We start from the raw sequence: 20,265 nt of genomic DNA on the forward strand, positions 1-20,265 counted from the left end.
CTCGCCAGGTGCGCTGTCATGCCCCTGTCACGCCCCTGACAGCCGCCCGCCTCACCCGCGGCGCGTGACGCCACGACTGCCAGCCGCGGCTCGCTCCCGCCGGGCATCCCGGATCCCAGGCCAGGAGGATCCGGTCGCCGGGCCGGCTGTTCTCGGGAGCGGGTACGCGGTCCACCGGCTCCGGCCAGTTGAGGTCCACGTAACCGACCGGCACGCCCCACAGGTGGTCCGCGACGTCTTCCTCCGCCCAGGACCCGAGCAGTTCCGCACCCGCCAAGCTCGCACCGGGATCGGGATCCGACCGGAGCAGCGCGGCGGGGGAACGGTTGTCGGCGGGTACACCGGTCAAGCCGGCGCGGCGACGGGACTCATGCCACCAGCCCGCGCCGAAGTAGTCCATCGCCAACGACGCCGCGGCCAAGCCCGAAAACCAATAGCGCCACCGCTCACCAGAGCCCGGCGAACGGCCCCGACCACCACGTCGACCTCGGCCCGCCCCAATCTCGAAGAAGAAAGACGATCCAAGGCCGCGCGAACGACGCGCCGGCGCGCGGTCCCTGGGCCGGTTGTGCCGAAAGGCGGTAGTTCTCCCTGGGCCCCGTCGGGCAGGCTGAGACCATGGGGATGAAGCAGGCTGGTGTCGTTGTCGGGTTGGTGGCGGCGCTGGCCGCCGGGCTGGTGTCCGGAGCGCAGGCGAGTCCCGGCTCGCCCGTGCGCGCCGCGCTCGGCCAGGTGGTGGCGGGCGGAGTGCCCGGCGCCTACGCGGCCGTCGTCGACGGGGGCGACACCTGGCGTGGTTCCGCAGGAGTCGGTGACCTGCGCACCGGGCGGGCGCCCGACGCGCGTGGCCGGATCCGCGTCGCCAGCGTGACCAAGACATTCGTCGCCACCGTGGTGCTCCAACTCGTCGGCGAGGGCAGGCTCGGGCTCGACGACCCAGTGGCCGACCACCTGCCCGGCCTGCTGCCCTACGCCGAGCCGATCACCGTCCGCCAGCTGCTGGGACACACCAGCGGCGTGCCTCGCGACATCGCGCACTACCAGACCATCGAAGAGGTCGACACGAAGCGGTGGGAGACCTTCACGCCGCCCCAACTGGTGCGCCTGGCCACCGACGGCCAGCCGTTGCTGTTCCCGCCGGGCACCGGCTTCTCCTACTCCAACGTCGGCTACACGGTCCTCGGCATGCTGGTCGAACGCGTCACCGGCCGTTCACTGGCCGGCGAGCTGGAGCGGCGCGTCTTCCGGCCACTGCACCTGCGGGACACCTCGTTCCCCACCTACCAACCGTTCGTCGTGAACCCGGCCGCGCGCGGCTACGAACGGCTCTACGGCGAGACCGCCCCGCTGACCGACGTCACCACGTACGTGTGGTCGCGGCTGTGGGCGTCCGGCAACCTGATCAGCTCCCCGGACGACCTGAACCGGTTCTTCCACGCACTGCTCGGCGGCCGCCTGCTGCCCGACGACCTGCTCGCGCAGATGAAGGACGCCCGCCCCGAGTCGATCGGCCCGTTCGGCTACGGCCTCGGCCTCATGCATTGGCCGAGCCCCTGCGGCGGCGAAGACTGGTGGGGCCACGGCGGTGACCTGCCCGGCTACAACACGTGGAGCCTGCACACCACCGACCTGACCCGCCAGGTGTCGGCCGGCATGAACCAGGACATCACCGCCCCAGCCGCCGCACACGAGAACATGGTCTTCACGGTGCTCCCGAGTGCCCTATGCGACGAGGTCCCGATGTCCACGGCGACCACCGCCAACATCCCCTACCTCGGCCCGGCGCTCCCGTAGCGGCTCAGTCGCGCCACCAAGCGGTCCGGAACCAGTTCGCCGCCAGGACGATCACCCACCACCACCGCTACCACCAGGCCGATCCCCAGGTCTCCGCCGAAGGACTGACGTGACCAGATGGCCAGCACGCCGTCCACCGAGACGAACCCGCCGCCGAATGCACCCGCCCAGGCTGAAGACCAGCGGCGGGTGGTGAGCGTCAACGCCGAGGCCAGCACACCGCGGCCCACCGCGGCTCGCCTACTCAGCACCTGGCCTGCTCGCCGTCCGTGAGGAACCCCCTCCCCCTCTGGTACAGCCCATTTGTTGCGGTACGCCTGTGACACAGAAGCAGTGTGGTGAGACGAGGCAAAGCCCGGCTGTCGCCCAGGTGTCACAGCGATTTGCGCAGGTCCGGCGTCTTTGAGTGACACGGTGACAGACGTGACACCCGCGACCGGTGATTGTTCGACGTTCGTGCGTTGATAAGCGGACCCCGCTCACCAAGGCCCGAGGGTGAGCGGAGCCGCTCCCGCCGCCGGGTAGCTCACCGCCGTTCGGCACAACACATTCACGCCCGCCACGCGTGTATGGGGTGACGGACGGAGAACCGCATGAGCTTCGAGGAGTTCGCCAGCACCCGGCTGGCGGCTTTGCTGCGTTTCGCGGCGGTGCTGACCGGTGACCGGGGGCTGGCCGAGGACGTCGTCCAGGAGGTGCTGATCCGGACGCACCAGCAGTGGCGCAAGATCGGAGCGCTCGACGCTCCCGAGGCCTACGTCCGGCGCATGATCACCAACGAGTACCTGTCCTGGCGGCGCCGGTGGTCGCGGATCGTTCCGCACGCCGAGCCGCCGGCCGGCCCGGCCACCGTCTCGGATCCCGCGATCGCGCACGCCGAGCGCGACGGGTTGCGGGCCGAGCTGGACAGGCTGCCCCGCCAGCAGCGCGCGGTGCTCGTGCTGCGCTACTACGTCGGGCTACCCGACGCCGAGACCGCGGAGCTGCTCGGCTGCACCGTCGGCACCGTCCGCGGCTACGCGTCGCGCGCGCTCACCGCGCTGCGCGTCGAGACAGCGCTCACCACAGCGAATCCCGCCGCAGCGAAGGAGCGCACCTGATGTTCACCGAGGACGATCTGCGCACCACCCTCGACGAGCTGGAGCACGAGGCACCGCACGCCGGCGCCGTCCTGGCCCGGTTCGAGCGGCTGCGCCAGCGCAGGCAGGCGCGCCGGCGCGTGGCCAGAGTGATCACCGCCGCGGCCGTGGCCGCCGCCGCGGTCGCCGTCTCCTTCGCGGTGCCCCGCCTGCTCGCCGACGGACCGGTGCCCCCCGCCGACCAGCAGCGCATCCGCACACCCCACTACACCTTCGACGTGGACGACCTGCCCGGTTACCGGGTCCTCCACGAGGGCGGGGGCAACCTGGCCCAGTCCGCCACGTTGGTCGCCGACGCCGACCCGGGCAGCCTCATCCGCGTCCTCGTGTACGAGGCCGGCGTGTACGCCCCGACCGAGGCACAGGCCGGCGACCGGGTCCAGGTAAACGGCCGCGCCGGCTTCTACGGCACCTCCCTGCCCTGCCACTGCACGATCGCGCCCGGAACGCCCGGCCTGGCCTGGGAGTACGCCCCCGACTCCTGGGCCGAGGTGCACTACCAGGGTCCCGAGCTTCCGCTCCCCCAGGCTCGGGCGCTCCTGCTCGCCGCCGCCGGGGCGGTCCGTTTCGATCGGTCCGACCCGGTCCGGTCGCCGTTCGAGGTGGGACACCTGCCCGCCATCCTGGACGCGGGGCCGCTGGACGCGTACCTCTCCGCGAACGAGGGCCTGCCCGAGACGACCGAGCTGTTCCTGACCCTGCGGACCGTCGCCACGGGCGAGGATCTGCTGACGATCTTCCTGCACGAGCGCGACATCGGGACACCATTCACCGACGGCACGCCGACCCTGACCCCCGACGGCGTCGAGCGGCGGGTGAACGCCACGACGACCGTGGAGATCTGGGACTACAGGCACCTGCCGACCGAAGAACTGCTCCAGGTCGCCCGGTCGATCAAGCTGGTCGGCGACCTCGACAACCAGGACACCTGGGTCCCCCTCGCCGACGCCCTCCCCTCCGGCTGACCCCGGGCCGGCCCGCCGGTCGCTCACCCGACCACGCGGAAACGCAGGTAGGTGGCGGCCGGCGTGACCAGCACGTCGGTCGCTCCAACGCGATCGCGGAGCCGAGCGCGTCGAACCGCCGCGTGCCGTCACCGGGATCCCGACTTCTGCGACAGGTGAGAACGAAAATGACCAAGGAAATCGACCGCAAAGGCTGGCTGCAGCTCGTCGGCTTCGTCGGCGGCATCGCCGTGATCGCCGCCGCCGTCATCGTCACCGGATTGATCCTGCTCCTCTGACACCTCGCCGTCCTCTAGCGACTACCCGCTCACCCCACGTGCGACGAAGATGTGCCGTAGCGTTCGAAAGAGCATCAGTCGGTACTGCCCAGTCGACGGGTTCACCCATCGCCACGCGTTGGTTATGGCCGGCTACCTGCTCCGTTACCTCGGATTTGTCAGACACCGGAGGTTTCCTCGCTCAGAACCGGTATAAATGACGCACGAAATCCTGATTTTACTCCCAGGCTATCCAACGGGTCGCCGTTCACTCGGTACATCACGCGCTGGCCGCTGAATGTTCGTCTGCCATGTAGCCATCGGTGATTGTCGAGAATGTAACCTTGGCCGGCGTTGAGCCTAAGGATGTGGATGTGTCGGCCTAGTGTTGCGCGTAGATCGGGAATCCATCGAGCTACCTCTGAAGAGAATTTGGCTAGATCGTCGAGGCGTAGACGAACAGAAACCCGATCGCCAACTCTTGTGAAAATCGATCCAAGATGGCCCGCGGCTCCGCCGAACAACACAGAACGAGGCGCACTCAACGCCTTGATTGCCTCAGGGTTGGTACTGGCGAGGTCATCGTAGACGGATTTGCCGTCAATGACGACACATTCGCCACCCCTTGTGGCGGGCTGCTGGCACGACATCAGCAGTAGTGCAGGTGGACGGTCGATGCCCGACCGGTCGGTGTGCGGATTGAGAGCAGATGTGGTGAAACCGGCAAAACCGCTGCGAACCTGGCTGCCGACATCGGCAATCGCGGTAATACCGGTCGAATCGCTGTCCCGGTGAGGGACGATCGTGGCGATCGAGCGAGCCAGCCGCAGCAGATCTTCTTTGCTTGCCACGCCATCGAACATGGCGAGACCGCGCTCGACCAGGACCGCGGTTAGCGAGTTCACCGAGTCCGCGTCCTGGCCATTCACTCCGAATGTGGTCCATGGGTGAGGCATCGATATGACCTCCATTGCTGATCTGTTGCGTCGCGACCAGAAAAATCCAGGCCAGACGCCATGTCCAGTGACAGACTGTCAACCTGTTGCGCCACATAGCGGATTCGAGTGCGCTACGGTGCTCCTGACGGACGAACTCAGACTTGGAGGAACACCTGATGGAGCACGACGCATACCAGCCGCAAACGTTCTCAATCTCGATCAAGGGAGTCGTGGTGCGCGCCGGTAAGGTGCTCCTGCTGCGCAACGAGCGAGACGAATGGGAACTACCAGGAGGCCGGATCGAAGTTGGAGAGACACCGGAGGAATGTGTCGCGCGTGAGATACTCGAAGAGACGCAGTGGAAAGTTGAAACCGGTCCCATTCTCGACACTTGGATGTACTACATCGGTCCCGCCGAAAAACATGTGTTCATAGTAACCTTTGGATGCTTTCCAAGCGGCGATTCTCGACCGGTGCTTTCCCGTGAGCATAAGGAAGTGGGCCTGTTCGGCGAAGGCGAGATATTGGGGTTGACCATGCCGGACGGCTACAAGCGGTCTATCGCGACCTGGTTCGAGAGGTTGCGAAAGAGTGCACCAGAGCTGACGGGGTAACAGTAATGGCAGGCAAGCGTTGCGGTGCGTGCGGGGCGATTTTAGGTGGACTCTCCCTGGAACCGATCTGTTCCTCATGTCGTGTCGCCGCCAATTCTTCCGCGCCCGCGATCCCTGCGAGGAACCTGGCGCCAGTGGCCTGGATCTGGGCTTCTGCTGAGGCTTCGGCTGCATTGACATCCCGGGACTTGGCAACGATTCTGCGCGCCTATCGACGATTCAACCGGATGAGTCAACATAAACTCGCAGAGATCCTAGGTTACGACAAGACCTACGTATCCATGATCGAAACCGGCCGCCGTACGATCAATGATGTCGGGACCCGACGCCACATCGCGCGCACTCTGGGCCTGCCAACGCACGTGCTCGGGGTAACCGACAGCGGGGACGCTGATTTCGCGGCCATGGTTCAGTTCGGTGACTCTGTGATCAGACTGGCCGAGATAGCGCGACAAGCTGGCCGCCCGGTGGAAGCGGTCGATGAACTGTGGCCGTTGGTTGCTCGGCTTGAAGCGCGCGCCGCTGAGGGGCATGTCGAGCGGGACACACTGATGCTGCTCGGGCGGGCACGGGTCGCACTTGGCTTGTCGCTAGGCACTGTACTTCCCGAGGAACGAATGGTTACCGCTGCCAGGTGGACCGGCAAAGCCTTGGCCATCGCCGAACATCTGGAAGATCAGTCCTTTCTCGCTCACGTCCTACGCATGCATGGCAACGAGCTTCGTAAGGCAAACCGAATTCCAGCGGCCATCGCACGACTCAACCGGCCGGTGCATCTCTCCGACCATCCGGAGGGCCAAGGGGCCGCACTTGCCTTCCTCGCTCGCGCTGCTGGAGAACGCGGTGAATCGGATCTGTTCGATGAGGCGATGGAACGCTTCCGCAGCTTGCTGGACCAAGGGCACTCACAGGGGATGTTGCTCAACCCCTTCACCTTTCGCGAGGTCGGGTTACGAGGACTGGTGTCCACTGGTCGCGCTGCTGAGGCGATCCGATTGATGCAAGTCGGGCAGGTGGACACCGCGCCTGCCGCCCCGCAATGGCACGTGATCGAGCGTGTCACGGCCGGCCAGGTCCACCTCGCGGCAGGTGACCACGACAGTGCCAGCGATGCCCTGAATACGGCACTGAGGGCCGCTGACCTTCATCGCCTGCCGCACCAGGTCCAGCGCGCGATCCGCGCGGCCCGAGCTGGTGGCCTCACCGAGATCAGCGCTGCCGGGGAGGCAGCGCTGACACGGCTGCAAGGACTCCTCGGGCCATCCGAGTCGGACGACTAGCCAGCCTGAAGGAACTCATGGCGCGGATTGGGCACTCCAGCCACCCGGGCCGCCATGATCTACCAGCACGCCACGCGAGAACGAGATCACGCGATCGCGGCGGCGCTGGAACTGATGATCCAGGAAGCGCGGGGCGAGCCGGCCGCCCGATCTGGCATGCATCTGGCACGACAGCCGCCCGAGCCCGGACAACGCGAAAGCGGCAGGCCGGGGACGCTTGTCCTCACCTGCCGCTTTTCGAAGTGGAGCTGAGGGGGTTCGAACCCCTGACCCCCACACTGCCAGTGTGGTGCGCTACCAGCTGCGCTACAGCCCCGTACACCCGACCGGACCAGCCCGGCCGTGCGACTACAAGGTACCTGACCCGCGGAGGCGCCGTGCACTCGGGTCGGGTGGTTCCCTCCCGGCCTCCGCCGTGCTACACCCGAACGATGATCGCCGACAACGCCGTGGGTGTGCCGCTGGTCGAGCCGGACTCCGAGGGCATCAGCCCAGACCAGCGACGCGAGATGCAGCAGCGCCGGCTCCGGCGGCTGGTCGACCGGCTGCTGGCGGCGGGCGGGCTCCAGGCCGCGCGGCTGGTCGACAGCGGGGTCACCAGCGGCGCCGACGTCTCCCTGGACGCACTCGACCGGCTGCCGATGGTCACCAAGCGGGACCTGTGGGCGCACTACCCGCACGGCCTGCGCGCCGCCCGGGCCGAGGACATCGTCTGCGTGCACGGCTCGTCCGGCACCGGCGGGCGGCCCACGCTCGTGCCCTACACCGCCCAGGATGTCGACATCTGGGCCGAGGTGATGGCCAGGGCACTCGGCGGTGCCGGCGCCACCCGCCAGAGTGTCATCCACAACGCCTACGGCTACGGCCTGTTTACCGGCGGCCTGGGCGTGCACCACGGCGGCATGCGCCTGGGCGCCACCGTCGTCCCTCTTTCCGGTGGAATGACCGAGCGGCAGGTGCGGATGCTCCAGGACCTGCGTCCCGACATCCTGGCCTGCACCCCCTCGTACGCGATCTTCCTCGGTGAGGCCATGCGGTCGGCCGGGGTCCGCCCGGACAGCCTGCGGGCGGGCGTGTTCGGGGCCGAGCCCTGGACGAACGAGATGCGGGCCCAGATCGAGAACCTGCTCGGGCTCCGCGCGCTCGACATCTACGGGCTCTCCGAGATCATCGGCCCGGGGGTGGCCTGCGAGTCGCTGGACTCCGACGGGATGCTGAACGTCGCCGAGGACCACTTCCTGGTGGAGACCGTCGACCGGAACGGGCACCCCGTGCCGGACGGGACGCCGGGCGAGTTGGTGTTCACCACGCTCACCAAGACCGGCATGCCGCTGTTGCGTTACCGCACCGGTGACGTCGCCACGCTGGCCGGGCCGGTCCCGGGCGCCCCGCGCACCCTGCGGCGCATGTCGAAGCTGCTCGGCCGAACCGACGACATGCTGGTGGTGCGCGGCGTGAACGTCTTCCCCACCGAGATCGAGGCCGTGCTGCTGGCCGACGAGCGGGTGAGCCCGCACTACCTCGTCGTCGAGGACCGGCGGGACGACGCCCGGCCGACGCTGCGGGTGGCTGTCGAGTCGCTGGTCGCCGAGAGCGAGACCCTCGAGGGCGACCTGACGACCGCCCTGCGCGAGCGGCTGGGGATCGGCTGTGAGGTGCGCGTGCTGCCCCAGGGCTCGGTCCCCCGCACCGAGGTGGGCAAGGCCCGCCGCTTCGCCAGGTGGACCGGCGGGGAGCCGCCGCTGGCCGGGATCGGGTGAACGCTCAGCCCGCGCGGACCAGCTCGTCCAGCCAGTTCGGGCCGGACGGCTCGACGACCTTCTCGCCGACAGCGATCGTCGGCGTGCCGAAGCCACGCTGACCGTTGAAGTCCTGCTGTAGGTAGGAGGTCTCGCGCACCTCGTCGAAGTGCGTCTGGATGAGATCGTCGTACTCGTCGCCGTCTACACAGGACTTGAAGGTCGAGGACGTGATGCCGAGGTCCTTCCCGAGCTCGACGAGCTGCTGGTTGTCCCACCCGCGGGAGCCCTCGGCCGGCTGCGCCTGGTAGAGGCTCAGGTGGAACTCGGGGAACTTCCCGGCGTCGGCCGCGCACAGTCCGGCGTTGGCGGAGTCCATCGAGTAGCCGGGTGGGTCCGAACGGTCGTTCAACATCGGCAGCATGTGGTACCGAACCCGCACCGTGCCGTCGGCGACGTACTTCTCGATGTCCTCGTGGTAGCTGTCCTCGAAGGACCGGCACGCGGGGCAGAGGAAGTCCTCGTACACGTCGAGCGTGACCTCGGCGCTGTCCTCGCCGACGACCACGACGGCTCCGTCACGCCGAGCCGAGTAGGTGGCCTGCGGCGCCGCGGTCTGAATGGACTGTCCCTCGGTCTCGTTCTTCTGGCTGTTGGTGTAGATGATCCCGCCCAGCACCGCACCCGCCAACAACACGACCACGACGACCCCGATGATCACCGTCTTGCGGTCGACCGAGGGACCCCGGGACACCGGTGCGGACGCACGTCGGCCCGTGGTTTGCGCCTGCCGCTTCTTGCGCGCGTTGCGCTCCGCTCCACCCACCGTTCACGTCCTTCCCTGCGGGTCCCCGGTGTCGACAGTGTCCTCCACGTCCTGTCGGTTACCGGTGAGCCAGCCGTCCAGCGAGAACGGAGTCCGCGGGCGCACCACCAGCCACGCGCAGAGCAGCAGGAACCCGATATCGCGAGCGATCTCCTCCGGGTAGGCCGTCTCGCCCGCTGCCACCTGCCCCCCGCCCCCGAAACACCCGCAGTCGATCGAGAGCCCCCGAGCCCAGGCCTGCGCGACGGCCCCGACGAACGCGAGCAGCACGACAGCCGAGACCGCCGCCACAACCCGGGTCCCGAGCCCCACCAGCAGCAGCACCCCCAGCGCCAGCTCGAGAAAGGGAACCGCGGCCGCGACAACACTGACCAGCCCGGCCGGCAACAGGTCATAAGCCTGCACGGCGACATAGGCCTGGTTCAGATCGGCAACCTTGATCCCCCCCGAGACCAGCCAGACCCCGGCCAACCCCAACCGCACAAGCACCCCGATGCCGTCAAGCACCCGCCCACCCGGTCGACCCACACCCCGACGCTACCGAACCCCCACACCCCCGCCACTGCTCCCCGCCCATCACTGATCCCCTCCTCCCCCGTGACTGGTCCCCATCCCTGTCGCTGGTCCCCACCCCCAGTTCCACGCTGGGTCAGCAGGAGCTCGCACCGTGGGGGGCATGGGGGGCTCGGCCCCCCAACGCGGTTCCGACACGAAACCGGCGAGCGCTCTGTGCGAGCACTCGCCGGCCATTCGTGGAGGTGCCGGGAATCGAACCCGGGTCCTCTGTCGTCTCGACAGGGCTTCTCCGTGCGCAGTTCACTGTGCCTCTACTCGGCCCCATCGGTCACGTGAACAAGCCGATGTGACGAGCCCAGCCGCTGTAGATGTCCCACCGCGGGTCCGCGGCCAACCCGCGACGGTGAGCCTCCTAGCTGATGCCGGCAAACCGGGTCGGAGGCGACCCCGGGCCGACAGACGTCAACTACTCGCTCAGGCGGCGAGTGCGACGTCGGCCTTGGAATTAACCTTGGCGCATATTGGTTTGCGGCGACGCTTTAGGTGGCCATCCGCCTGCACCTGCACGCTTCCCCTGAATCAACGTCCAGAGTCGAAACCGTTCACCCCCTCGTCGTGGGTCGTCCACGCCAAGTCTAACGCTCCGGCGCCCACGGATCATCCCGGTTCCCCGGGGGTAGGGAAAACCCCACCCCCAACATTGCGGATCACCCCATGGTCCGCCGCCCCCCGTCCCGACATCCTTCAAGGGCGACACGACGAAGGAGACGACGATGACCACCGAAAGCGACGGCACCCAGCCCAACCCACCCTTGCTGGGCTCGATCACGTACCTGGTGATGAACCTGCCCATCGGCATCGCCTCGTTCGTGTTCGTCGTCACCTCCGCCGCGGTGGGGCTGAGCACCGTCATCATCTGGGTCGGTGTCGCGGTCCTCGCCCTGGCCACGCTGGTCTGGCGAGGTGCGGCGCAGCTCGAACGGATGCGCGTCCACGCCCTCCTCGGCACCTACATCGCCTCGCCCTACCGGCCGCTTCCCGAGGGCGTGGGGCGCCGGGTCACTGCCCGCTTCAAGGACCCGGCCACCTACAAGGACATGACCTACCACCTGCTCCTGCTGCCGATCGGCATCGCCGAGTTCACGGTCATGGTCTGCACCTGGGCCACCGGCCTGTGGCTCGTGGCCCTCCCACTGCTGTTCCCGTGGCTCCCGTTCGACTGGCGCCCGATCGTCTGGAACGAGACCGTGATCCAGACCGACTCCTGGACCGACACCCTGCCCTGGGCCGCCCTGGGCGTGCTGGTGCTGGCCATCGCGATCGCGCTCACCCGCGCCCTGGCCACTGGACATGCCCGGTACGCACGGGCGATGCTCGGCCCGAGCCGGCAGCGCATCGAGCGCCTGCACACCCTGGACACCGCCGGCGTCATCGACTGGAGCGACACCTCGGCGACGGTGGTTCGATGACCAGCCCAGAGCCCCTGTACCTGGTGCCGGACCCGGTGGCGCGGGATGCTGACACCGTGCCACCGCCTCCCCCGACGCCGACCCCGACTTCGACGCCGACCGAGAACACCGGGCCCTCACTGCTCGTCCGCGGCCTCAGCTCGGCCCTGTTCATGCTGGCCGGCTTCCCGCTGAGCCTGTTCTCGTTCATCACGATCGTCACGCTGTTCTCGGTCGGGGTCGGCACGCTGGTCATCTGGGTCGGGCTCGGCGTCCTGCTGGTGGCGATGCACCTGGTCACCGGGCTGGCGGCAGCCAACCGAGTGCTCTTCCGAGCGTTGCTCGGGGTCGACATCCGCACCCCGAAGGTCCCCGTGGACCAGTCGGCCACGACGTGGCGGCGCCAGCTCAACCGGATGCAGCACCCCCAGACCTGGCGGAACATCGCCTACCTGCTGGCCTCGTTCCCCCTGCACGTGGTGGGGTTCCCGCTGGCCATCGCCGGGGTCATCCTGCTGCCGATCGGGTTGTTCGTGCTGCCGGTGGTGGCCTCGCTGCACGTGATGCTGGCCAGGGCACTGCTCGGCCCCAACGAGACCGAGCAGCTCGTGGAGAAGGCCGAGCACCTGCAGGCATCCAGGGCCAGGGGGGTCGACGCCGCCGAGGCGGAGCGCAGGCGGATCGAGCGCGACCTGCACGACGGCGCCCAGCAGCGGCTGGTCGCGGTGGCGATGGGCCTGGGCCGGGCGAAAACCAAGCTCGACGCCGACCCGGACACGGCCCGCGCGCTCATCGACGAGGCGCACGCCGACGCCAAGCTGGCCGTCTCCGAGCTGCGTGACCTCGCCCGCGGCATCTACCCCGCCGTGCTCGGCGACCGCGGGCTGGACGCCGCGCTGTCGTCGCTGGCAGCCAAGTGCCCGGTGCCGGTCGACGTGCACGTGCAGATCGACCCGCGGCCACCGGCGGCGGTCGAGAGCACCGCGTACTTCATCGTGGGCGAGGCGCTGACCAACGTCGCCAAGCACTCCGGCGCCACCCAGGCCAAGGTCAACGCCTGGCGCGAGGAGCGGCCCAGCGGGGACCAGGTCATCGTCGAGATCACCGACGACGGCAACGGCGGCGCGTCGATGCGGTCCGGTGGTGGGCTTGCCGGGCTCGCCGACCGGGCTGCCACGATTGACGGCGTGATGACCGTGGTGAGCCCGCTCGGCGGGCCGACAGTGATCAGGGCGGACCTGCCGTGCACGTGGTGATCGCGGAGGACTCGGTCCTGCTGCGGGCCGGCCTTCAGCGCCTGCTCGCCGACGAGCACATCGAGACCGTGGCCGCGGTCGAGGACGGGGACGAGCTGCTGGTCGCGATCAGCGAGCACCGCCCCGACCTCGCGATCGTCGACGTGCGGATGCCGCCCACGTTCACCGACGAGGGGCTGCGTGCCGCGTTGCGTGCCCGCGAGCAGCTGCCCGGCCTGCCGGTGCTGGTGCTCTCCCAGTACGTGGAGGAGCGCTACGCCGTCGAGCTGCTCTCCGGCGGCGCCGGCGGGGTGGGCTACCTGCTCAAGGAGCGGGTGGCCGACGTGGCGGAGTTCGTGGACGCGGTGCACCGGGTCGCCGGCGGCGGCACCTGCATCGACCAGGAGGTGATCGCGCAGCTGATGGCCCGAGGTAGGCGGAATCCCATCGACGTGCTGACGCCGCGCGAACGCGAGGTGCTGGGCCTGATGGCCCAGGGCCTGTCGAACGTCGCCATCGCCAAGTCGCTCACCGTGTCCGACGGCGCGGTCGAGAAGCACGTGGGCAACATCTTCTCCAAGCTGGGCCTGGAGCCCAGCTCCGTGGAGCACCGCCGCGTCCGAGCGGTACTCACCTTCCTCGAACAAGGCTGAACCACCCGGCCCCGCCACCGGCGGACCGCTTCGCTCGCGAACCGCGCCGTGGACGTCAGGGACAAAGTCGGCAAGCCGAACAGACGAACAGCCGGTGCCCCCGCCCGTGAGGGGCAGGGACACCGGCTGGCGAGAACCGCGCTCAGGCCGCGACGGTGGCGGCCGCCGGGACCGGCTCCAGCGCGACGTCCAGGACCTCGCGCACATCGCCGGCCAGGTGGATGGTCAACTCGTCACGCACCGACGACGGCACGTCGTCCAGGTCGGGCTCGTTGCGCTTGGGCAGCACGACCGTGGTGATGCCGGCCCGGTGGGCGGCGAGCAGCTTCTGCTTCACCCCGCCGATCGGCAGCACCCGCCCGGTCAGCGACACCTCGCCCGTCATCGCGACGTCCGAGCGGACCGGCCGTCCCGACAGCAGCGACGCGAGCGCCGTGGTCATCGTCACGCCGGCGGACGGGCCGTCCTTGGGAACCGCGCCGGCCGGGACGTGGACGTGCACGCCCCGCTCGGACAGCGTCCCCACCGGCACGTCGAGCACGTCGCCGTGCGAGCGCAGGTAGGACAGCGCGATCTGCGCCGACTCCTTCATCACGTCGCCGAGCTGACCAGTGAGCGTGACGCCGGTAGCACCGGACTCCTTCGACGCGACCGACGCCTCGACGAACAACACGTCGCCGCCGGCACCGGTGACCGCGAGCCCCGTCGCGACCCCGGGAACCGCCGTCCGCTCGGCCGACTCCGGGGTGTGCTTCGGCTGCCCGAGGTACCCGCGCAGGTCCCCGGCGTCCACGGTCAGCGGCAGCGTCGTCTGGTCGACCGCGAGCTGCGCGGTGATCTTGCGCAGCACCCGCGCGACCGAACGCTCCAGCTGCCGGACCCCGGCCTCCCGGGTGTACTCCCCCGCCACCAGCCGCAGGGCGTCGTCGGTGACCGTCACCTCGTCCGGGCCGAGCCCGGCCCGCTCCAGCTGCCGGGGCAGCAGGTGGTCCCGGGCGATCGTGACCTTCTCCTCCTCGGTGTACCCGTCGAGGGTCACCAACTCCATGCGGTCGAGCAGCGGCGCCGGAATCGAGTCGATCACGTTGGCCGTGGCCAGGAACACCACGTCGGACAGGTCGAGCTCGACCTCGAGGTAGTGGTCGCGGAAGGTGTGGTTCTGCGCGGGGTCGAGGACCTCGAGCAGGGCCGCGGTCGGGTCGCCCCGGTAGTCCGCGCCGACCTTGTCGATCTCGTCGAGCAGCACGACCGGGTTCATCGAGCCGGCCTCGGAGATGGCACGCACGATCCGACCCGGCAACGCACCGACGTAGGTACGCCGGTGGCCGCGGATCTCCGCCTCGTCCCGCACACCGCCGAGCGCGACCCGCACGAACTTGCGCCCCATGGCGCGCGCGACCGACTCGCCGAGCGAGGTCTTGCCGACCCCGGGCGGACCGGCCAGCGCCAACACCGCACCGCTGCGGCGGCCGCCGACGACCCCGAGCCCGCGCTCGTCCCGCCGCTTGCGCACGGCCAGGTACTCGATGATGCGCTCCTTGACGTCCTCGAGCCCCGAGTGGTCGGCGTCGAGGACCTCCCGGGCGCCCCTGATGTCGTAGGCGTCGTCGGTCCTGGTGTTCCACGGCATCTCGAGCACCGTGTCCAGCCAGGTCCGGATCCAGCCGACCTCGGGGGACTGCTCGGAGGTCCGCTCGAGCTTGTCCACCTCGGCCATCGCGGCCTCGTGCACCTTCTCCGGCAGCGCCGCCGCCTCGACGCGGGCGCGGTAGTCCTGCTCCTCGGACTCCGGTCGGCCGTCCAGCTCGGCCAGCTCCTTGCGGACCGCGGCCAGTTGCTGGCGCAGCAGGAACTCCCGCTGCTGGCGCTCCATGCCTTCCTTGACGTCCTTGCGAATGGTCTCGGCGACATCGAGCTCGGCGAGGTGCTCACGCCCCCACTCGAGCAGCTTCTCCAGCCGCTCGGCCGTGTCGGCGGTCTCGAGCAGCCAGAGCTTCTGCTCGTCGGAGAGGTAGGGCGCATACCCGGCCATGTCGGCGAGCGCCGAGGGGTCGGCCTCCTGCTGGACGGTGTCCACCACCTGCCACGCACCGCGCTGCTGGAGCATGGTGATGACCAGCGACTTGTACTCCTTGGCCAGCTCACGGGCCCGGTCGGACGCGGCCGGCACCGGCGACACCTCGACCTGCACCCACAGGGCGGCGCCCGGGCCGGTGGTCCCGGCGCCGATGCGCACCCGCTCGGTGCCGCGCACCACGGCGGCGAGCTCACCGCCGGGCAGCCGCCCGACCTGCTCGACCACGCCGAGCACACCCACCCGCGCGTACTTGCCGTCCAGGCGCGGCACCATCACCACGCGGGGCTTATCGCCCCCGGCGGCCACCGCCTGGGCGGCCTCCACCGCCGCCCGGACCTCGGCTCCGTCGGTGCCGGCCAGCCGGATCGGCACGACCATGCCCGGCAGGAGCACGGTGTCGTCCAGCGGTAGTACCGGGAGCGTCAACGAGTCTGCCATGAGAACACCCTCCAAAGTTGAGTCTGCTCTGCTCAACCCAAACGGGTGTCAGGATGTTTCCCCTGGCTGTTCGCCCAGAGCGAGCAGGCGCCGAGGGGTGTCGTGCAGCACGGCCACCAGGAAGTCCCGGCCGAGCCGGTCGTCGGCGGCGGCCCAGTCGGCGATGGCCCTCAGCTGGGTGGCGTAGTCGTAGGGGATGTTGGGGAAGTCGGTGCCCAGCGCGACCCGGTCGGCGACACTGGCGAGCCGTGCGGTCCAGTCCGCCGGCAGCGGGGCGCCCGAGGTGTTGAACGGCACACCGACCATCGTCGTGTCCAGGTGCACCCGCGGGTAGCGCTCGACGAGGTCCAGCGCGCCCGAGTAGTCCGGTGCCCCGGCGTGGGCGAGCACCGCGACGAGCCGTGGGTGACGGGCCAGCACCTGTTCGAAGACGTCCAGACCGGTGTACCGCCCCGCCAGGGGCCCGTGGCCGCAGTGCACGACCACCGGAACCCCGGCCTCGGCGAGCAGCCCCCACGCCGGGTCCAGCTCAGGGTCACGAGGGTCGTACCCGCCGACCTGGATGTGCGACTTGACGCACCGCGCACCCGCGGCCAGCGCCTCACCCAGGTAGTCGACGACACCGGGCTCGGGGTAGAGGGTCGCGGTCGGCACCGCGCCGGGGGTCCTGGCCGCGAAGTCGAGCACCCACTCGGTCAGCCACGCCGCCATCCCCGGCTTGTGCGGGTAGACCAGCGGCGCGAACGCGCGGACGCCCAGCTTCTCGAGGATGGCGAGCCGTTCGGGAACCGGGAGCCGGTAACGGATCGGCCACTCGGTGCCGTACTCCTGCCTCGCCCGGTCGAAGAACGCCCACACCTTGCGCTCGACCTGCTCGGGGAGGAAGTGCACGTGCAGGTCGACGAGCCCGGGCAGGCCCAGCGAGGCCAGGAACCCGGGCACGTCGGCATCGTTCACACGCGGCCTTTCGCCGCCCGTCCCGCTGCCCTCTCGATCTCCCGCTGCGCGTCCCGCTTGGCCATCGACTGGCGCTTGTCGTAGGCCTTCTTGCCGCGCGCCAGCGCGAGCTCGACCTTGACCTTGCCGTCCTTGAAGTACATCGACAGCGGCACCAGCGACAGGCCGCTCTCCTTGGTCTTCCCGATCAGCCGCAGGATCTCGCTCTTGTGCAGGAGCAGCTTGCGGGTACGGCGCGGCGTGTGGTTGGTCCAGGTGCCGAGCACGTACTCCGGGATGTGCAGGTTCCGCAGCCAGACCTCGCCGTCGTCGACCGTGGCGAAGGCGTCCACAAGGGACGCCCGCCCGAGCCGCAGCGACTTCACCTCGGTGCCCATCAGCGCGATCCCGGCCTCGTAGGTGTCCAGGATCGTGTAGTCGTGCCGCGCCTTGCGGTTCGACGCGATCACCTTCTGGCCACGTTCCTTCGTCACGACGACAACTCTACGTGTCGTGGCACCTGGTTATTGCCGCACGTACAGGCGCAGGGTGACGTACCCGGTGACCGCGGAGATTCCGATCGAGGTGAGCAGCAGCCACGGCGACACCAGCAGGATGTCCAGCCCGTCGATCGGTCTGAGCACGCCCGAGGCGAACACCCCGCCGAGCACGCTGTCGAGGAACCAGACCTTCCCCGCGACCAGCAGCGCGATGGCGAGCACCGCGCCGACCACCCCGGCGACCACCGCCTCGAGGAGGAACGGCAGCTGGGTGTACCAGCGGGTCGCGCCCACCAGACGCATGATGCTGACCTCGGTACGCCGGGTGAAGGCGGACACCTGGACGGTGTTGGAGATCAGCAGCAGGGCCGCGATGGCCTGGACCAACGCGATCGCGAAGGTCAGGTTCCGCACCCCGTTGAACGCGTTGAACAGCCGCTGGAGGAACTCGCTCTCGTCGACGATCGACTCGATTCCCACGGCTCCCGAGTAGGACTGGACGATCACCTGGGGCCGGTCCGGCTGGTTCAGCCGGACGTTGAACGAGGCCGGGAGCGACTCCGCCCGGACGAGCTTGAGCAGCTCCGGCTGAGCCTCGAAGATCTGCTGGAACCGCTCGAAGGCCTGGTCGCGGTTCTCGTACTGGACGGCCTCGACCGCGGGGTCGTTCTCCAGGCGCGTGCGGAGGCTGGCGCAGGGGTCGTCGGAGCAGGTCTCGTCGTTGGCGCTGATGTCGTTGGTGAGATAGATGTTGACATCGATCTCCTCCTCGTACACCGCCTGGGTTTTGTCGATCATCCGGACGACGAGGAGGCCGCCGCCGAGCAGGGCGAGCGAGATCATCGTCGTGAGGATCATCGCGACGGTCATCGTCACGTTGCGCCGGAGGCCGGTCAGGACCTCACTGAACACGAAGCTGGCACGCATCGGGGGAAGGTGTCCTCGGGGATGTGACGGTCAGGGGATGACAGTCAGGGCTGATGGTGGGGAGTTAGCGGCCTACGCCGTAGACACCGCGGGAGTCGTCCCGCACGACCTGGCCGAGGTCGAGCTCGACGACGCGCCGGCGCATCGAGTCGACGATCGAGTGGTCGTGCGTCGCCATGATCACCGTGGTGCCGGTGCGGTTGATCCGCTCCAGCAGCAGCATGATGTCCTGGCTGGTGTCGGGGTCCAGGTTTCCGGTCGGCTCGTCGGCCAGGAGCATCAGCGGCCGGTTGACGAACGCGCGGGCGATCGCGACCCGCTGCTGCTCGCCGCCGGAGAGCTCGTGCGGCATGCGCGCCGACTTGCCCTCGAGGCCGACCAGCTCCAGCACCTCGGGCACCACCTTGCGGATGGTGTTCCTCGGCTTCCCGATGACCTCGAGCGCGAACGCGACGTTCTCGGCGACGGTCTTGTTGTTCAGCAGCCGGAAGTCCTGGAACACGCAGCCGATGGACTGACGCAGGCGGGGGACCCTGCGCCGGGCCATCCGAGCCACGTCGAAGTTCGCCACGTACACCCGACCGCGGGTGGGTACCTCCTCGCGCAGCAGGAGGCGCAGGAAGGTCGACTTGCCCGACCCCGAGGCGCCGATGAGGAAGACGAACTCACCCTTGTCGACCGCGACGGACACGTCCTCCAACGCCGGACGCGTCGAGGTCTTGTACACCTTGGAAACGTGCTCGAGCCGGATCACGAGGCGCGAGTCTACCTCCGCCCGTTATCCAGTCGTTGTGAAGGCGAGCTGTCGCGCCCAGCGGCACGTTTCCGGCGGTCAGCGGGGTTGCGTGTCCGTTTCGTTACCGACTGTCCGCTCAGGCGACGGTCTGACGCCGCCAGCGGATGCCGGCCTCGATGAAGCCGTCGATGTCGCCGTCGAGGACGTTGCTCGGATTGCCGACCTCGAACTCGGTCCGGAGGTCCTTGACCATCTGGTAAGGGTGCAGAACATAGGACCGCATCTGGTTGCCCCAGCTCGACCCGCCGTCCCCCTTGAGCGCGTCCATCTCGGCCCGCTCCTCCAGGCGCTTGCGCTCGAGGAGCTTGGCCTGGAGCACCCGCATGGCCGCGGCGCGGTTCTGGATCTGGGACTTCTCGTTCTGGCAGGAGACGACGATGCCGCTCGGCAGGTGGGTGATCCGCACGGCCGAGTCGGTGGTGTTCACGCTCTGCCCGCCGGGCCCCGAGGAGCGGAAGACGTCGATGCGGATGTCCTTCTCCGGGATGTCGACGTGGTCGACGGCCTCGACGAACGGCAGGACCTCGACACCGGCGAACGAGGTCTGCCGGCGGCCCTGGTTGTCGAACGGGGAGATGCGCACCAGCCGGTGGGTGCCCTGCTCGACCGAAAGGGTGCCGTAGGCGTAGGGGGCGGTGACCTTGAACGTGGCCGACTTGATGCCGGCCTCCTCCGCGTAGGAGGTGTCGTACACCTCGACGGGGTACCCGTGGCGCTCGGCCCAGCGCAGGTACATGCGCATGAGCATCTCGGCCCAGTCCGCCGCGTCGACGCCGCCGGCCTCGGACCGGATGGTGACCAGCGCGTCCCGCTCGTCGTACTCCCCGGACAGCAGCGTGCGCACCTCGAGCGAGGCGACCTCGGTCCGCAGCTTCGCCCGCTCCTCGTCCGCGTCGGCCGTGTCCTCGGCCGACGCCTCCTCCTCGGCGAGCTCGTAGAGCACACGGAGGTCCTCGATGCGCTGGCGCAGGTCCTCGAGGCGACGCAGCTCGCTCTGCTTGTGCGAGAGCTGGCTGGTCACCTTCTGTGCCGACTCGGGGTCGTCCCACAGGTCAGGCCGGGACGCCTGCTCCTCGAGATCGGCGATCCGCGAGCGCAGCGCGGCCATGTCCGTCACCGCCTCGATGCGCGCGAGGGTGTTGGACAGGTCATTCAGGTCGGCAGCGACGTCCGGGTTCACGTTTCTA

The 20,265-nt window shown here is 69.1% G+C and carries 21 protein-coding genes, 1 tRNA gene and 1 other RNA gene; 10 read left to right on the plus strand and 13 right to left on the minus strand.

Annotation, left to right across the window (positions count from 1 at the left end; all coding sequences use genetic code 11):
- Positions 1-16: 16 nt before the first annotated feature.
- Positions 17-421 (minus strand): hypothetical protein, encoded by a 405-nt coding sequence (locus BU204_RS25075; RefSeq protein WP_143229719.1) that lies wholly within the window; start codon positions 419-421, stop codon positions 17-19.
- Positions 422-618: 197 nt separating this feature from the next.
- Between BU204_RS25075 and BU204_RS25080 the strand changes: the two genes are divergently transcribed.
- Complete coding sequence (locus BU204_RS25080) at positions 619-1,794, plus strand: serine hydrolase domain-containing protein (protein WP_083661611.1); 1,176 nt, start codon at positions 619-621, stop codon at positions 1,792-1,794.
- Here BU204_RS25080 and BU204_RS25085 read toward each other — a convergent pair.
- The gene (locus BU204_RS25085) at positions 1,770-2,045 is read right to left on the minus strand and encodes a hypothetical protein (protein WP_143229720.1); all 276 of its coding nucleotides are present in this window, start codon (positions 2,043-2,045) and stop codon (positions 1,770-1,772) included. The genes BU204_RS25080 and BU204_RS25085 overlap by 25 nt on opposite strands.
- Before the next feature lie 342 nt (positions 2,046-2,387).
- Here BU204_RS25085 and BU204_RS25090 point away from each other — a divergent pair, with 342 nt between their 5' ends.
- Both BU204_RS25090 and BU204_RS25095 read left to right on the plus strand, forming a co-directional pair.
- A complete protein-coding gene (locus BU204_RS25090) occupies positions 2,388-2,894 on the plus strand; it encodes a SigE family RNA polymerase sigma factor (RefSeq protein WP_075128201.1) in 507 nt (168 codons plus the stop codon).
- Positions 2,894-3,898, plus strand: coding sequence for a hypothetical protein (locus BU204_RS25095; protein WP_075128202.1), 1,005 nt, complete (start codon positions 2,894-2,896; stop codon positions 3,896-3,898). The genes BU204_RS25090 and BU204_RS25095 overlap by 1 nt, the downstream gene beginning before the upstream one ends.
- Positions 3,899-4,334: 436 nt before the next feature.
- Here BU204_RS25095 and BU204_RS25100 read toward each other — a convergent pair whose 3' ends face one another.
- Entirely contained in the window at positions 4,335-5,060 is a 726-nt protein-coding gene (locus BU204_RS25100; protein ID WP_158073508.1) for a TauD/TfdA family dioxygenase, read from the minus strand.
- Between the two features lie 209 nt (positions 5,061-5,269).
- On the opposite strand from BU204_RS25100, the gene BU204_RS25105 reads away from it, so the two are divergent.
- The 3 genes from BU204_RS25105 to BU204_RS40885 all read left to right on the plus strand — a co-directional run bounded on the left by BU204_RS25105 (position 5,270) and on the right by BU204_RS40885 (position 7,239).
- Positions 5,270-5,707, plus strand: coding sequence for an NUDIX hydrolase (locus BU204_RS25105; protein WP_075128203.1), 438 nt, complete (start codon positions 5,270-5,272; stop codon positions 5,705-5,707).
- Between the two features lie 134 nt (positions 5,708-5,841).
- Entirely contained in the window at positions 5,842-6,987 is a 1,146-nt protein-coding gene (locus tag BU204_RS25110; protein ID WP_233160580.1) for a helix-turn-helix domain-containing protein, read from the plus strand.
- A gap of 54 nt (positions 6,988-7,041) precedes the next feature.
- Positions 7,042-7,239: a hypothetical protein gene (locus tag BU204_RS40885; protein ID WP_198942995.1), complete on the plus strand. Its 198-nt coding sequence runs from the start codon at positions 7,042-7,044 to the stop codon at positions 7,237-7,239.
- On the opposite strand, the gene BU204_RS25115 is transcribed toward BU204_RS40885, so the two are convergent.
- Positions 7,231-7,303: transfer RNA gene (locus tag BU204_RS25115), tRNA-Ala, on the minus strand. The two genes, BU204_RS40885 and BU204_RS25115, sit on opposite strands and share 9 nt — an antisense overlap.
- A gap of 115 nt (positions 7,304-7,418) precedes the next feature.
- Between BU204_RS25115 and BU204_RS25120 the strand changes: the two genes are divergently transcribed.
- The gene (locus tag BU204_RS25120; protein ID WP_083661614.1) at positions 7,419-8,747 is read left to right on the plus strand and encodes a phenylacetate--CoA ligase family protein; all 1,329 of its coding nucleotides are present in this window, start codon (positions 7,419-7,421) and stop codon (positions 8,745-8,747) included.
- Between the two features lie 4 nt (positions 8,748-8,751).
- On the opposite strand, the gene BU204_RS25125 is transcribed toward BU204_RS25120, so the two are convergent.
- The 3 genes from BU204_RS25125 to ssrA all read right to left on the minus strand — a co-directional run bounded on the left by BU204_RS25125 (position 8,752) and on the right by ssrA (position 10,678).
- Positions 8,752-9,552, minus strand: coding sequence for a DsbA family protein (locus BU204_RS25125; protein ID WP_075128204.1), 801 nt, complete (start codon positions 9,550-9,552; stop codon positions 8,752-8,754).
- A 3-nt stretch (positions 9,553-9,555) separates the two neighbouring features.
- Entirely contained in the window at positions 9,556-10,080 is a 525-nt protein-coding gene (locus tag BU204_RS25130) for a MauE/DoxX family redox-associated membrane protein (protein ID WP_075128205.1), read from the minus strand.
- Positions 10,081-10,302: 222 nt separating this feature from the next.
- Positions 10,303-10,678: a transfer-messenger RNA gene (gene ssrA / locus BU204_RS25135) on the minus strand.
- Positions 10,679-10,841: 163 nt separating this feature from the next.
- On the opposite strand from ssrA, the gene BU204_RS25140 reads away from it, so the two are divergent.
- From BU204_RS25140 to BU204_RS25150, 3 genes are all read left to right on the plus strand, one after another.
- Positions 10,842-11,537, plus strand: a complete 696-nt coding sequence (locus BU204_RS25140) for a sensor domain-containing protein (RefSeq protein WP_075128206.1) — start codon at positions 10,842-10,844, stop codon at positions 11,535-11,537.
- Positions 11,538-11,689: 152 nt separating this feature from the next.
- On the plus strand, positions 11,690-12,772 hold the full coding sequence (locus BU204_RS25145) for a sensor histidine kinase (protein WP_083661618.1): 1,083 nt from the start codon (positions 11,690-11,692) through the stop codon (positions 12,770-12,772).
- Positions 12,760-13,404, plus strand: a complete 645-nt coding sequence (locus tag BU204_RS25150) for a response regulator transcription factor (protein ID WP_075128207.1) — start codon at positions 12,760-12,762, stop codon at positions 13,402-13,404. The genes BU204_RS25145 and BU204_RS25150 overlap by 13 nt, the downstream gene beginning before the upstream one ends.
- Before the next feature lie 142 nt (positions 13,405-13,546).
- Here the strand turns inward: BU204_RS25150 and lon are convergent, their stop codons facing one another.
- The 6 genes from lon to prfB form a co-directional block, all read right to left on the minus strand.
- Positions 13,547-15,919, minus strand: coding sequence for an endopeptidase La (gene lon / locus BU204_RS25155; RefSeq protein ID WP_075128208.1), 2,373 nt, complete (start codon positions 15,917-15,919; stop codon positions 13,547-13,549).
- Between the two features lie 48 nt (positions 15,920-15,967).
- Positions 15,968-16,861, minus strand: coding sequence for an amidohydrolase family protein (locus BU204_RS25160; protein WP_332888591.1), 894 nt, complete (start codon positions 16,859-16,861; stop codon positions 15,968-15,970).
- A gap of 11 nt (positions 16,862-16,872) precedes the next feature.
- The gene (smpB, locus tag BU204_RS25165) at positions 16,873-17,349 is read right to left on the minus strand and encodes an SsrA-binding protein SmpB (RefSeq protein WP_075128210.1); all 477 of its coding nucleotides are present in this window, start codon (positions 17,347-17,349) and stop codon (positions 16,873-16,875) included.
- A gap of 30 nt (positions 17,350-17,379) precedes the next feature.
- Entirely contained in the window at positions 17,380-18,282 is a 903-nt protein-coding gene (ftsX, locus tag BU204_RS25170; RefSeq protein ID WP_075128211.1) for a permease-like cell division protein FtsX, read from the minus strand.
- Between the two features lie 64 nt (positions 18,283-18,346).
- Complete coding sequence (ftsE, locus tag BU204_RS25175) at positions 18,347-19,036, minus strand: cell division ATP-binding protein FtsE (protein ID WP_075128212.1); 690 nt, start codon at positions 19,034-19,036, stop codon at positions 18,347-18,349.
- 118 nt (positions 19,037-19,154) lie between these two features.
- Positions 19,155-20,258 (minus strand): peptide chain release factor 2, encoded by a 1,104-nt coding sequence (gene prfB / locus BU204_RS25180; protein ID WP_075128213.1) that lies wholly within the window; start codon positions 20,256-20,258, stop codon positions 19,155-19,157.
- Positions 20,259-20,265 lie beyond the last annotated feature (7 nt).

Origin of the sequence: Actinophytocola xanthii (assembly GCF_001921205.1) — a bacterium.
Taxonomy (GTDB): domain Bacteria; phylum Actinomycetota; class Actinomycetes; order Mycobacteriales; family Pseudonocardiaceae; genus Actinophytocola; species Actinophytocola xanthii.

Bases quoted from the DNA above. Each gene is read 5' to 3' on its own strand.
- BU204_RS25080 (WP_083661611.1), top strand. From the start codon at position 619: ATGGGGATGAAGCAGGCTGGTGTCGTTGTCGGGTTGGTGGCGGCGCTG.
- BU204_RS25090 (WP_075128201.1), top strand. From the start codon at position 2,388: ATGAGCTTCGAGGAGTTCGCCAGCACCCGGCTGGCGGCTTTGCTGCGT.
- BU204_RS25095 (WP_075128202.1), top strand. From the start codon at position 2,894: ATGTTCACCGAGGACGATCTGCGCACCACCCTCGACGAGCTGGAGCAC.
- BU204_RS25105 (WP_075128203.1), top strand. From the start codon at position 5,270: ATGGAGCACGACGCATACCAGCCGCAAACGTTCTCAATCTCGATCAAG.
- BU204_RS40885 (WP_198942995.1), top strand. From the start codon at position 7,042: ATGATCTACCAGCACGCCACGCGAGAACGAGATCACGCGATCGCGGCG.
- BU204_RS25120 (WP_083661614.1), top strand. From the start codon at position 7,419: ATGATCGCCGACAACGCCGTGGGTGTGCCGCTGGTCGAGCCGGACTCC.
- BU204_RS25140 (WP_075128206.1), top strand. From the start codon at position 10,842: ATGACCACCGAAAGCGACGGCACCCAGCCCAACCCACCCTTGCTGGGC.
- BU204_RS25145 (WP_083661618.1), top strand. From the start codon at position 11,690: ATGCTGGCCGGCTTCCCGCTGAGCCTGTTCTCGTTCATCACGATCGTC.
- lon (WP_075128208.1), bottom strand. From the start codon at position 15,919: ATGGCAGACTCGTTGACGCTCCCGGTACTACCGCTGGACGACACCGTG.
- ftsX (WP_075128211.1), bottom strand. From the start codon at position 18,282: ATGCGTGCCAGCTTCGTGTTCAGTGAGGTCCTGACCGGCCTCCGGCGC.